13 protein-coding genes are annotated in these 13,454 nt (G+C 35.6%); 9 read left to right on the top strand and 4 right to left on the bottom strand.

The features are described from left to right. Positions 1-566: 566 nt before the first annotated feature. The 3 genes from H0U71_02345 to H0U71_02355 all read right to left on the bottom strand — a co-directional run bounded on the left by H0U71_02345 (position 567) and on the right by H0U71_02355 (position 2,295). The gene (locus H0U71_02345) at positions 567-890 is read right to left on the bottom strand and encodes a helix-turn-helix transcriptional regulator (GenBank protein MBA2653890.1); all 324 of its coding nucleotides are present in this window, start codon (positions 888-890) and stop codon (positions 567-569) included. Continuing rightward, the gene (locus tag H0U71_02350) at positions 887-1,147 is read right to left on the bottom strand and encodes a type II toxin-antitoxin system RelE/ParE family toxin (protein MBA2653891.1); all 261 of its coding nucleotides are present in this window, start codon (positions 1,145-1,147) and stop codon (positions 887-889) included. Before H0U71_02350 ends, H0U71_02345 begins: the two co-directional genes overlap by 4 nt. A 278-nt stretch (positions 1,148-1,425) precedes the next feature. Next, entirely contained in the window at positions 1,426-2,295 is an 870-nt protein-coding gene (locus H0U71_02355) for a LysR family transcriptional regulator (GenBank protein MBA2653892.1), read from the bottom strand. A 122-nt stretch (positions 2,296-2,417) separates the two neighbouring features. On the opposite strand from H0U71_02355, the gene H0U71_02360 reads away from it, so the two are divergent. From H0U71_02360 to H0U71_02400, 9 genes are all read left to right on the top strand, one after another. Next, positions 2,418-2,870 (top strand): hypothetical protein, encoded by a 453-nt coding sequence (locus H0U71_02360; protein MBA2653893.1) that lies wholly within the window; start codon positions 2,418-2,420, stop codon positions 2,868-2,870. Between the two features lie 9 nt (positions 2,871-2,879). Continuing rightward, positions 2,880-3,683: a 2OG-Fe(II) oxygenase gene (locus H0U71_02365; protein MBA2653894.1), complete on the top strand. Its 804-nt coding sequence runs from the start codon at positions 2,880-2,882 to the stop codon at positions 3,681-3,683. Continuing rightward, on the top strand, positions 3,680-5,251 hold the full coding sequence (locus H0U71_02370; GenBank protein ID MBA2653895.1) for an aromatic amino acid lyase: 1,572 nt from the start codon (positions 3,680-3,682) through the stop codon (positions 5,249-5,251). The genes H0U71_02365 and H0U71_02370 overlap by 4 nt, the downstream gene beginning before the upstream one ends. A gap of 14 nt (positions 5,252-5,265) precedes the next feature. Next, positions 5,266-7,098 carry an AMP-binding protein gene (locus tag H0U71_02375; GenBank protein MBA2653896.1) on the top strand — a complete coding sequence of 611 codons (1,833 nt, stop codon included), beginning with the start codon at positions 5,266-5,268 and terminating at the stop codon, positions 7,096-7,098. Between the two features lie 86 nt (positions 7,099-7,184). Continuing rightward, complete coding sequence (locus H0U71_02380) at positions 7,185-8,081, top strand: hypothetical protein (GenBank protein MBA2653897.1); 897 nt, start codon at positions 7,185-7,187, stop codon at positions 8,079-8,081. A gap of 315 nt (positions 8,082-8,396) precedes the next feature. Continuing rightward, complete coding sequence (locus H0U71_02385; protein ID MBA2653898.1) at positions 8,397-10,328, top strand: ankyrin repeat domain-containing protein; 1,932 nt, start codon at positions 8,397-8,399, stop codon at positions 10,326-10,328. Between the two features lie 182 nt (positions 10,329-10,510). Further along, positions 10,511-10,738, top strand: coding sequence for a hypothetical protein (locus H0U71_02390; GenBank protein ID MBA2653899.1), 228 nt, complete (start codon positions 10,511-10,513; stop codon positions 10,736-10,738). Between the two features lie 712 nt (positions 10,739-11,450). After that, positions 11,451-11,912, top strand: a complete 462-nt coding sequence (locus tag H0U71_02395) for a DUF3892 domain-containing protein (protein MBA2653900.1) — start codon at positions 11,451-11,453, stop codon at positions 11,910-11,912. Then, positions 11,912-12,418, top strand: coding sequence for a DUF4431 domain-containing protein (locus tag H0U71_02400; protein MBA2653901.1), 507 nt, complete (start codon positions 11,912-11,914; stop codon positions 12,416-12,418). Before H0U71_02395 ends, H0U71_02400 begins: the two co-directional genes overlap by 1 nt. 171 nt (positions 12,419-12,589) lie before the next feature. Here H0U71_02400 and H0U71_02405 read toward each other — a convergent pair whose 3' ends face one another. After that, positions 12,590-13,366: a Fic family protein gene (locus H0U71_02405; protein MBA2653902.1), complete on the bottom strand. Its 777-nt coding sequence runs from the start codon at positions 13,364-13,366 to the stop codon at positions 12,590-12,592. Between the last annotated feature and the right edge of the window lie 88 nt (positions 13,367-13,454).

Genomic DNA, 13,454 nt, shown 5'->3' on the forward strand with positions numbered 1-13,454 from the left:
CCCTAAGACATTAACTGTAAGTTATTAGCCATTGGCTTGATTACAAATTCTGTCAGCTAGCATGTTTTACGATAGCCTTAACAGAGGTGTCCTTTTCCAGATAAAAAAGTGCTTTCTTTATTGAATAATTTAACAGAGATAACTTAAGTAAAACTTACTTCATATTGTTAAAAGTTGGAAAATTTTGAAAAATCCGCTGTGAAATAATAAAAATCATGTTCGGCCACTAGCAAATCCTTCGAAACACACATTTCCTTCAACAACCTGGCTGAACAGTAACAAAAAAATTGACTAAGCGAGCTGTAACCTACGAAAATTCAGGGGAAATTACTTCACCGAGAATTGCTGATCGAGGACTACTTGGTAATTAGGTCAATTGTGTTGCTAAGATTCTTTTTATGAAGAATGAATTAATGAAATTAAAAGGGCGCATTCTAGTCCCAAGTGTGACAAGCATTTTTAAGTTAATTAACAGATGCTTTGTAAGATCTTCAAATTTAAAATTCAAGAACCCTTGAATCTAATAGTTTGTGGTGTAATATTGGGTTTCGATATGTATGCTATTATTACTGATTAATCTTATCAAGTGCATCTTTAACTTTCTGCAGCATTTTTGCCGTAACCTTATCTTGAGCTTCAATTTTGCTTATATATGCTTGCGTAACATTCATGCGCTTTGCTAATTCTTCCTGCGTAATGCCTGCCTTAATGCGTGCAAGGGCAATCGGGTTATCAACATAATCAGCAGGGTCAAAAGCGACGTAGTCAGCTTTACTTTTAATTTTCTTCATGCGTTCTTTAATCTGGTCACGCAAAGCGTTGTAAACGCTAATGGGTAAGAGTACATACTCGTCTTTACCATCAACGGATTTAATAACTTGTAAGTTCATTTGTATGCATCTCCACGTGGTTTGACTTTCTCTATAGTAATAATCTTTATCTCATCATCTCTGTCATAAATTACACGCCAATCGCCAACACGTAAACGGTAGTAGGACTGCCCTTGTAAAGGCTTAACATCAAGTGTTGGGTCGTCTGGATTTGCTCCTAGTGCCATAATCTTTTCAGTTATCCTATTTCTATCTGGCCGAGAAAGTTTTTGTAGTATCTTCTTGGCTTGTCGCTTAATCAGTAATGTATAGTTCATGATATTACTACTTTAGAGTTATTTTAGGTTATATCTAGTTATATTGCTAGTTCAACTTTTAGACTATGCGCGCTCTTAATCAGCGGGTCGACAGTTCGAGACTCTCACGGTCCGCTTATTTTCAATGACTTACAGCTCATTTTCTTTAACGACCTGCTGATTATGTGGCAAATTTTTGTTACAACCAATTATTTGGTAGTTATGCTGCAGAGCAATGATCTATCCTATCCTATGACTCAACAATTCCTACGGCTTTCAAAGCCCTCTCCCTGCTGTTCCTAAATAGCTACAGATTTATTGCATAATTTTTTTATTTCTAAAATAATTTTCTGGATAGCCATTACATTTCTATTTTCATGTCTATAGATTAAACAGATATCGTCATGGCAAACAGGAGCTTTAGCTATACGCTTCAATTGGGTGGGGTAAGTAGACATAACAATTCGTTCTGGCAAGACTCCAATGCCGCAACCATTTGCTGTAAGCATAGCTATTACATCTAAATTATTACTGGTCAATATCCTTCCGTATTGCGCATTTTTCTTTTTTAATTCTTGTAGAATACGTTGTGGCTGAGGTAATTCTGGATCGAAAATTAAAGGCACATTGCGAACTGACTGAATTGAGTTTTCATTACACCATAAGGTAACTTTATCTCTAAACAATTTAAATATAATCAAATCAGGATGCTTTACAGGATTTACAACTATTGCAACATCAATTGCCAAACTAATCACTTCCTCAGTTATTCGCCTAGATATGTCATGCTTTAATCGTATTTCTAAGTTTGGGTAGTTCTTAATAAGATTAGGCAAGAAATAAGGCAAGGAATATTTTGCAACAGAGGGGTGACAACCTAAGGTAAAGTGACCTTGGATTTGTTGATTGGATTTTAACGCTTTAGATTTAAGATCTTCCCATTTTTGCATTAGTTCCCTGGCATGGTTGAAAAATTGTTTGCCAGCTTGAGTCAAGGTAACTCCTCGCTTATGCCTAATTAATAGAGGCGTCCCTAAGGTGGTCTCTAAACGAATGATCGCATTACTGAGCGAAGGTTGGCTAATACCTAATCTTTCGGCAGCCCGGGAGAGATTTAGGGTATTGGAGACCTCTAAAAAATAGGTAATTTCGGCAGGTGATGGCAGCATGAATATTCCTCAAACAAACTATAGCTTAAAACTATTATAATTATATCTATTAAATATTTTACATATACCTCAATAATACCTATATTTCGAGGCCTGTCTATCAAATAATTAAAGAGGAAATAATGAAAGCACTTAAAACAATATCCATCCTATTTGCTTGCTGTATCACCATAAGTGTATTTGGAGTTACACAGAGCAATGAAAAAACCTTAAAAAGAGAGCGAATTGAAACCATCAGAGAATACCTTCAGTCTTTATCTGGTGTAGATAGCAGGAAAATTAATCTATTATTTGAGGCGAACGGAACGGTAATTTCAACTTCAAAAGGTGAGATAGATGAAAAAAGCTTTTTTAATGGTTTTTTGTCAGACCTTACGTCTGCAAGTGTAAAAAATACTTACATTTATCAAGCAATTAATGATGAAAATCACTACGGAGGTAGATTCAATTTTAGCTGGGTAGAGAAAAATGGAACTTCAAGTGGTGGAACATACATGGATGACTTCATTTTTGTGAATGGGTCAAAAAAATTGGAAAAAGTAATTATGTTCGAAAACAAACAATTAAAACCGTAGTGGGGATGTATGATGAGTGTAGTTCATCCAAAAATCATAACAACAGATAAAATTAATGAATCTGTTCTGCAACAATTATTTTCAGATTCAATTTGCGCTGTGAGAATTTCAAATTTTTGTGGTGCAAGTTTATGCAAGAGATTAGCAAAGTATTTTCTGAATAATGAAAATATAACACAATATAATTATGTTCAAAAAACAAAAGATGGAATTAAATCAACATATTTTGGAGTGGACCGTGTTGGTATTCCATATAATTCAACATATGGCACTTCTACTGCTAAATATTACTTAGAAGCATTAAATGGAATTAAACGTTTTAGAGAGGCGGCAGAACCCTTTCTATCACCCATTGATCAATTACGCCTAGAGCTAGATGAGAATTGGCCCTCTAGTGCAAATTTGGCTAATTTTAGCGGTAAAAAAATGTTTGTTGGTATTGGCAGGATTATGGCGGCTAAGACGTCCCTATTGTCAGAATTACAGCCTCACTGTGATTCTGTTCCTGCTGATTATGCGAATTTAATGGGTCAGTTTGCTGCGAACGTTTATCTGTCTGTTCCTTCTTCAGGTGGTGAATTAGAAATATGGGATGTTGAACCCTTGCCCACATCTGACATTCATACAACAACACCTACAAATTGGCGAAGTGAGTTATCTCAGTCAATAAGTCTAAAACCGAATTTAGGTGATCTAATTATTTTCAACTCAAGGAGACCTCATGCAATTACACAATTTAAAAATGGTCGACGGGTTACTGTTCAGTGTTTCATCGGATTAAATCAAAATAGATCATTATCACTGTGGACATGAAAAAATTGAAAAAAAATCAAAAATCGAATGTGATCTATATTGGATCAACCTCATGGTTGACTATACAAGATTGCAAACTTATTTCAAAACATCAATGCTTCGTTAAAATACGCAAAAAAACTTTTACACATATGAACAAGTCATATGAATTTTTAAAAAAAGCTATTGATCAACGCGTTCCGATTTATGGAATTAATACTCAATTTGGAGATCAGGTAACTCTGCTTGACGAAAACTTTGAAGGGTCTTCTAAAGAGTACTATGAATCCATCGAAAATAGACAGAAAGCATTAATTAATTCTCATTGTTGTGGATTGGGGGATGTTGTTCTAATTGATTTCGTCAGAGTGGCAATGATACTTCGTGCTCATTGCCTATCACAAGGATATTCAGGCGTAAAATACAGCGCAGTTAACGCATTGGTATCTTTTTATAATCATGATATCAATCCAATTGTGAGGCAATTTGGATCAATTGGAGCAAGTGGAGATTTAATTCCCTTAGCGTCTATAGCGACAGCAATAATTGGAGGTAATACTGAAGTTGTTTATAGAGGCAAAATAATAAAAGCGACGCAGGCTCTTAAACTAACAGGCTTACAAAAATACAACCCTCAAATCCGCGAAGGTCTGGCAATGATTAATGGGACCACTTTTATGACCGCAATTGCTGCTTTAGCAGTATATGAACTTAAACGCCTTTTTGATCAAATGCTCACAGCGATAGCTTTATCGCTTGAATCATTGAAGGTTATTGATTGCGCTTATCATCCTTTGGTGCATGAAGTTAAGAGACACAAAGGGGAAATTGAGGTTAATAATTTTGTATTAGCTTGTTGGAGAGGGAGCCAACTAATAACGAATATAAACGAAGCAAGATCCAAATTAGAAAGACCTATTCAAGATTATTATTCTTTACGATCTGTCTCACAGGGATTTGGACCTTTTTTTGAAAATTTAGACCGATCAATTAATTGGATTGAAAATGAGATAAATTCAGTAAACGATAACCCTATTATTGATCTTGATAATGCCAAAATCCATCATGGGGCTAACTTCATGGGTTATTACATTACCGATGCCTGTGATCTTTTGAAAATGAATATCGCACAAGCTGCCACCTGGATACATGCGCTATTAGCAGTTATGGTTCATCCACGAAAAAATAATGCGCTTCCTGCAAACTTGGTGAAAGATCCAAGTAATCAGAATGGATTTCGTCCTCTACAATTGCTTGCCGCATCGATTACAGTCCAATGTAGAAAACTAGCACAATGTCATCAATCATACATGCTTCCAACCGAAGGTGATAATCAGGATGTTAATAGCTTAGGGACACACGCCGCTTTCGACTTACAAAATGCAGTTACTTACTTAGACAAGCTAACAGCCATTTTATATCTAGCGGTTGCTCAAGCGCTTGAATTAAGAGGGATCGAAAAAATAAGTGATACGGGTAAAAAAATTTTAGCATCTATCAGAAAAGTAAGTCCTACCATTGGCAAATGCAGGCCGTTAACCAATGAATTAAACAATGTCGTAATGATGTTAAGAGAAGAGAAAATATAAATCGGAGAGCGAAGATGTCTAGTAATTTGCCATCCCCTTTCATTTCATTTAATGATGTTTTGTGCCAAAACGCTATTAAGTATGAAAACAAGATCGCTTTATCAGAAATTTATCCTGGTAATAGGAAAAATCAATTTGTTACCTATGGCGAATTATTATCAATGATTAATTCTTCTTTATATTTGTTTGAAACTTTCAACGGACGTAAGGCGCTCTTAATTTATTCAAGCGGCATTGATTTTGTCATTGCCTTCATGGCTTGTCTTTCTTCGGGAGTAATCCCAATACCAATTGAGCCTATCAATGAATCGAATTTTAAAGATAAAACGAAAAACTTAAAAAAACTAATTGATGAATTAAAAATTGATGTGATTTTTTCAAATGCTTCAATTTGTGAAATCATCAATAAAAATAATGAGTATTTTAACTATTTGGGATTGGTAGATATTGTTGACACCTCAGGATACGATAAAAATACATGGTGTGCTTCATATGACAGTTCAGAATTCAGGGCTGAAGAGAGCGAAATGTTAACCCTCCTGCCATCTAAGCCTACATTTGGCGTGAGAGGGCCGGAAAATAATTTTGGGATGCCGAGTGTAGATGCAAAATTTAATGCTAATGAGACTGCTTGGATGCAGCGCTCATCGGGAACAACGGGTGCGATTAAATATATCATTCTAACTCATGGCAATATCATGCATAGTTTAATCAGTAATTCTCAGCACTGGAATTTAACACATGCAGATGTTTCATTAACATGGACACCACACTATTATATTTATGGATTAATGACAGGCATTTTATTGCCACTGTTTAGTGGCAATACTGCTTATATTATGTCTTCTACATATTTTGTAGATAATCCAATTTTTTGGCTTCAGTCTATCTCTAAATATCAAGTTACTTATAGCGGTTGTTTAATATATGGATATCAGCTTTGTATAAGCCAAGCAGGGAGAAGTGAGGCTAAAAACCTTGATTTGTCGAGTTGGAGAATTGCAATATGCGGCGGCGAATTAATTGACGAAGGAATATTAAAAAAATTCAGGAGAACATTTGAAAAATTCGGATTTAGTGAAAAAATATTTTGCCCTTCATATGGAATGTCAGAGTTTACCGGTTTTATCACTTCCTCTTATCCTGGTACAAAATATAATGTTTATAACTTCAGCAAAAAAATAAAAATGAGAAATAAGATTGGAAAATTCATAATGACGAAGAGCGTTGTTAGCTGCGGTAAAGCTGGGCAGCACTCGAAAATAAATATCATCGATTCTGAAACATTAATAGAACTACCACCAGGCGAGGTGGGTGAAGTATGTTTGACGGGATCTGCTTTATTTGAGAACTATTTCCACAAAGAAAAGGATTTGTTTAGAATTGATAATCAATATTATTTTAGAACAGGTGACTTAGGGTTTTTATTTAAGGATGAATTGTACTTAATGGGCAGACTGAACGATCTCCTCAAGATAGGAAAGAAAACATATCTTATCACAGAAATTGAATTTTATATTAACTCCTTAAGCCTATTATTTAAATATCAAGCAACAGTCATTGTATATGTGAACGAAAATATCACCCTTTTCCAAGAAATTCATCATGAAGATGCTAATGAAACACTGGTTTCGTTGGGATGGGTTCTACGTAAATCCGTGTTACAGCGATTTGATATTTTAATTACAAATATTGTTTATTTAAAGTCAGGGTCATTTCCAAGAACTGTAAACGGTAAAATAAATAGAGCATGCTTCAAAACAGCAAACTTCTCTGATGGCTTGGTAATTCTTTATGAAGATAATGATTATTTAGATCAATTCATAAAGCATGTTTATATTTCGTAGTCCATATTCTCATTTATGGAGGTTAAATGAAAAACGGACAATCGTTTCTATTACGTATTATTTCGTTAAAATCATGGTGAGTAAACATGCCGAAAATGAAGAAAGTTATCGTATTAAAAAATACGCATCCATCAAAACAAATTAGATATTATTTAGATAATAATTTACCGATTCCAAATAAATTACAGTCTGGATATGAATCATCCGTTAGGAGTCAATTTCGATTGGCCAAATATATTAATGACAACCCCAATAAAATTTATATTTATGAGAATAATTATGACTTGCGACATGGACATTATGATTACATAGATGAGCAGGCGGAAGATTTATTTCCAGACGGCCTTCCGAAAAAATATAGCCTACTAACATTAGGACAAAAAAACTTTTTAGCTTGTTACGGTGGTGTTATGCTTTGTGTAGGAAAAAATATAATAAAACAAACGTACAGTGATAGCCAAATTCTTTTAGATAAAACGCAATTTTATAAAAAAACAGGTCTGTCAAGTGCTGCTGAAAAAAATTTGGCAAGAGAAAGCTGGGAAGATTTAAATCGCGAATATTTAGCCATTGATAATGCTATTAAACTTGGAAATGAATTAGGTGAAGAGCAGGTATATATTATTTACGGTGGGGCTCATCTATTTATAGATCTTGCAGTATGTTTCCCAGGAATAGATCTTAGTGTAGAGAATCTAGAGTCTATGACAGGAACTTTTTTAATAGAAGCTAAAAAACAAGAACAAGCTGAATGGAACGTGCGTCCTGCAATCAATTGCGATCTAATCAATCAGCAATTTTTCGCAAAGCCCATGCTCCACAATAGTCGTGATTCGCAGCTGTCCTCATCATTTCTGGATGTTAGCATTGTTGCGGGTATCATCGCCTTGCTAGGATTAATGTGTTTTGGAATATTCAAGTTAGCCAAATTTTGTTGGAAATTACCCCAACGAGAGCAACAGCATAAACTGAAATCGATGTGATTATAATCATTCCGTAAAAATCGAATCTTGAATGTAATCGCAATTTAGAGATTAGCCTCGAGTCCTTTTCGTCTAGCATACGGAAATGGAGCAATTTAAAAGCGCAATATGCAAACTTTCGGTTTGCGTAAAAATGCATATTTACGGTATGATTTATGATAATAAAATCGGCATTTCCAAGCACATAACAATCTCATATCCAAAAGTCACAATCTAATTTTTTTGGGTTTTTATCGATAAGCTAAGAAAAGGTTAAGGTGGGTTAGGTATGATTCAACCCATACAACGCAATCTTTTAACACTAAGGTGACTTTTGTGGAATTGAACCGAGAACCATGGCCGATTGATTTAGGGGAATGGCCCCTTGATATATTAATGCAAATGCTGAAGTGGATTCCTTACAAAGATATCGCACATCTTAGCCAAGCAAATCATGCTTTGCTTGGCATTTGCCGAAGCAATCGGCTTTGGGAAGAAGAATTAAAACGTTACTATCCAGATAAATATGCCCTACAGCCCAAAGACGAAAGTTTACCGTTAGATGCATACTATCAGTGTTTTAAAGAGTGTGATGAGCAGCCATTCTATATTGAGTCAAAGAGTGGCACCCTAATCCCAATCACAAAAGCGGCTGATCTAGAAAAATGGAAAACCTGTCAAAAGCTTTATCTGCTAGTAATGGAAGGTGATTTTAAGGCCATTGCCGACTTTAGAAAGAAAAACCCTCGTACTCCAGATTCCCTTCCTGAAACCACAATTTTAGAAATGTTATTTGATGGCAGCATTCAAAATTATCAGCACAAAACATTGTTCGATTGGGCAGCTAGCGCCTTCGGTCAGCCACTTTTAAATGCTGCCTTTCAAGAGGCAATAGGAAACTGCAGCAATGAACAAGATGAAAGACTAAAATTGTTACTTAAGCAGCAAGGTTACGAACAAATAGATGCACTTTTTAATAAAGAGCTCATATTAGCGCTGATATTGAATCAACCAAATGTTGTTAAAGCGAACATTAAAGATAATGTTAACCAGTCACTTACAATCAGGGGCGCAACTGCGCTTTTTATCGCTGCCAAGAATGGGCATTTGGAGCTAGTGAGATACTTAGTTAAACACAAGGCAAATGTTAATCAGGCGCGCACCGATGATGGCCTAACTGCGCTTTTTATGGCTGCTCAAAATGGGCATCTGCAGGTGGTGAAATTCCTCGTTGAACAGGGCGCTAATGTCAATCAGGCATGCACCGATGATGGCTCAACTGCGCTTTATATCGCTGCTCAAGAAGGGCATCTGGAGGTGGTGAAATTCCTCGTTGAACACGGCGCTAATGTCAATCAGGCGCGCACCGATAATAGCGTAACTGCGCTTTATATCGCTGCTCAACAAGGACATCTGCAGGTGGTGAAATTCCTCGTTGAACATGGCGCCACTGTCAATCAGGTGTGCACCTATAATGGCATAACCCCACTTATAAGCGCTGCTCAAAATGGGCATCTGCAGGTGGTGAAATTCCTCGTTGAACACGGTGCTAATGTCAATCAGGCGCGCACCAATAATGGCGCAACTGCGCTTTATATCGCTGTTCAAAATGGGCATCTGCAGATGGTGAAGTTCCTCGTTGAACATGGCGCTAATGTCAATCAGACCCTGCGGACTGATAATGGCGTAACTGCGCTTTATACCGCTGCTAAAAATGGGCATCTGCAGGTGGTGAAATTCCTCGTTGAACACGGTGCTAATGTCAATCAGGCGTGCACCAATAATGGCGCAACTCCACTTATAATCGCTGCTCGAGAAGGGCATCTGCAGGTGGTGAATTATTTACGTAAAGTAGCTCCAGGGGTGCAAAAAATAACAAAAGAACTAATCCAGGTTTTAAGTACAAAATGTCCACCGAATGCAGAAGTATTAGACAAAGCCATAATTCTTTTTGACTGGTATGCTGCACAGCCCAATTTTCCTAACAAGGAGGCTGTAAATAATATCGTTAAACAACTTAATGATCTGAAGAACAACAATAATGATGAGTTTACTCAAGCAAGATTTACTTCCATAATAAAGAGGTCATTTAATCAAGCTAACGCTAACCATTCTGGGCTTTTATTTTGGACTAAACCAGCCTCTTATGAATCACTCAAAAATGAAGATCATTTTAAAATGATTGAAAAATTCATTTTAGAAAATCTGGATGGTTATTTTATCGAATTAAATTGTCTGAATGAATCAGCAGGTCTTACTAATCATTAAAATCGCATCATAGAATTATTAAGTGACATTTTATCTCTATTGGCTCTAATGGAGTATGAGTGCCTTTAAAAAATCATATTTTTTTCTCAATAATGACTCTGATTAATTTTCTGATTGGGATACTTTTAAGGTCACTAAATTCGCAAACTTGAAAAGTTTGCATATTGCGGTGCGCCGCGGTGTTGAACAAAGCTGAAGACTTGGCAACTGAGCTGATGGGAAAGATTACCTTACGGGAGAATCTAAACCAAGCTTATAAGCGAGTGAAAGCTAATAAAGTAGCTCCAATAGGTGCACAGACTTCTCCTTATATTAATTATCATTTTGATATTATTCCAGCAGCTTCAAGCATCGCCTTAGTTGCTTTCTCAACAGATTCTCTTACAGGATCCAGGTCTAATCGAGCATAAATCGCTGTTGTTAAGGGTGATTTGTGATTAAGTGATTTCCGATGATGACAAGTGAAGTACCCATCTTCGCCTGCCAGCTTCCGAGTGTCCGGCGTAAATCATGGATTCGTAAGTTCTCAATCCCAGCCCTTGCTAAAATTCGCTGCCAACCTTTTTTGGGCTCAGTAATATGACCATGCATGCCGTTACTTGGGAAAACAAATGGGTTTTTTGCAGTTAATTTCCTAGCTGCCAAAATATTTGATGCTTCATCAGATAATGTAATGGTTTGCGACTCTCCATCTGTTTTACTGCTAGGGACATTTCATGCAAAAGTAACTAATTTGATAATCTTCTCAGAAGAAATAATTAAAAAAATGAAACTATTGTTCGTGTTGAAAGTTAAAAGTAAGGTGCTTGAGTATTATTTGAAAAAGTATAAAATCATACAAAAACATAAACAGCACTCCATGCTAAAGCGAGTTACGACTAATTTCCAAATCATGGACTCAGACTAAATGCCTCATTACATAAGAGCTGAATCAGCTTTAAATCATTCTGTAATTTATACCGACGATTCAGGAAGGTTTTTTCGATTTTCTGGAGGGACTTGGGCATGGAGAAATCATAACCCCGGTAATCTTGTCCAGGAAAAATTAGTGCAAGGCATAATGAGATTGGGTCTACTGGGAAATTTGCAATATTTCCTGATTATGAAAACGGTCATTTAGCGTTGTTAGATTGTTTGCGAACCACTTATATAAATTCTTCACTTGATGATTTAGTTGAAGATTATGCTCCCGCAAAAGATGGTAATAACGTCAAGAAATATAGAAAATTTCTTCATGATGAAACAGGTGTTACCGATAATAAAAAGGTCAAAGATTTTACACCTAGTGAATTTGATAAACTCTGGAGAGCAATAGAAAAAATAGAAGGCTATGAAGAAGGAATTATAATCGAGGTTTTCCCGGTCACCCAGGTCCATAAAAATAAAAATGGCATTTGTGATTACAACATCAAAAATATTGGATGGGTTTCTAAAGCAGAATGTTTAAAATTAGCTAAACAAGGTAAATTAGATTTAGTAGTTTGTTCGCACTTGGGAAACGAATACCTTCGCACTAGAGAAAAGAGTACCGTCAATGACAGTCTTAATAATCTGGTAATTAAAGATAAAAAAAAGGAAGGATAATGCGCTCCTTATTTTTCTTGTTTTTACTTATATTTTTTTCGATTATGTCTCCACCTTCTTCTGCGAGGAATCAAATTGTCTATTTCGAATCAAAAGACGTTGAACTGAAAGGTGTTATTAGAGTATTAAAATTTCCGGGGGCGCCTAACTATGAAAGTATAAGGAATGGAGATGAAGATGAAACTGGGGGGTACTTAATATTAAATCATCCAATTGATATTAACCTTAAGTCTAATACTCAAAATGAAAATGATGAGCCTGTAAAAAATGTAAAGTTTATACAACTTATGATTCACAATGAGAATGATTGGAAAAAAATAAAAGAAGGAAATTATGTTCATGTTATGGGCACATTACTTGCAGCTCAAACAGGGCATCATCATGCGAGGATATTGATTCGAATTAATAAAATTAATATCCTTTCCAAGGAGAAAATTGATATCAGAAAGTACGATGTTTCAGATGAAGACAGACAGTTTCTTAAATACCAACATTTACAAAATTGATTTTCATGCTTTAATTGGCTGTTGCACGGAGGTGATAATATTTATCTGCTAATTACCAAGTTGATTAAAATGAAATCTAACGAAATTGTAACTACTTGCACCCAAAGTGATTCGTTGGCTAGGATGCTCAAAAGTGGGCGTCCGCTTCTAGGGGCGAGTAGTTACACGAAATTATTCGAGGTCAGGAGTCGCTGACAGAAGAACAAATAATGCTTCATTAATATAATAATTTGTCCGCCATATCTTGTGCTTGGTTAAAAGACCAATTTTGGTAAGCTCGTCTAAATACTTAAGCGCAGTCTTACGATTTATCTGTAAATCATTTGTCACAAATTCAATTTTAGTATAGGGATATCTAAATAAATTATTCAAAAGTTCTTGACTATAAAATGAAACTTCTTTGCATATTATTTTTTTGTAATCAGCCATTAATTCTTTTATTCCCTTTACAATTAAAATCGTTTGACGAGAAGTAATCTCTACAGCTTTTATCATATAAAGCACCCACTCTGCCCATTCATTCTTATCTCTTACAGCTTGTAAGAGCCTATAATAATCAGATTTATTTTCTATGATGTAACGACTTAAATATAAAACGGGAATATTCAAGAGATTTTTAAGAACTAAATAAAGAATATTAATTATCCTACCTGTTCTTCCATTACCATCGTAAAAAGGATGAATAGATTCAAACTGATAATGAATAATCGCCATTTTCACTAAAGGATCGGCATCTGATAATCGATCATCATTAATAAAATGCTCCAAATTTGACATGAGCTTGATTATCGTCGCCTGATTTTGAGGCGGAGTATAGATTACTTTTCCAGTCCGCTCATTTTTTAATTCTGTGCCAGGTAATTTTCTAAATCCTGCTCCGTTGCCTTCCAAAACATTTTGGATCTCAATAATATTTAAGTGACCCCCATGTCTAGACCAGCAACCAATTAAATTTTAGGAGATATCACCCTCTTAAAATTAATAAAATATTTGTTGAGCCTGTGGGTATGTGGGTAACTCGAGCTTGCGAGAGTTA

The organism is Gammaproteobacteria bacterium, assembly GCA_013697705.1.
Lineage (GTDB): Bacteria > Pseudomonadota > Gammaproteobacteria > UBA6002 > UBA6002 > UBA6002.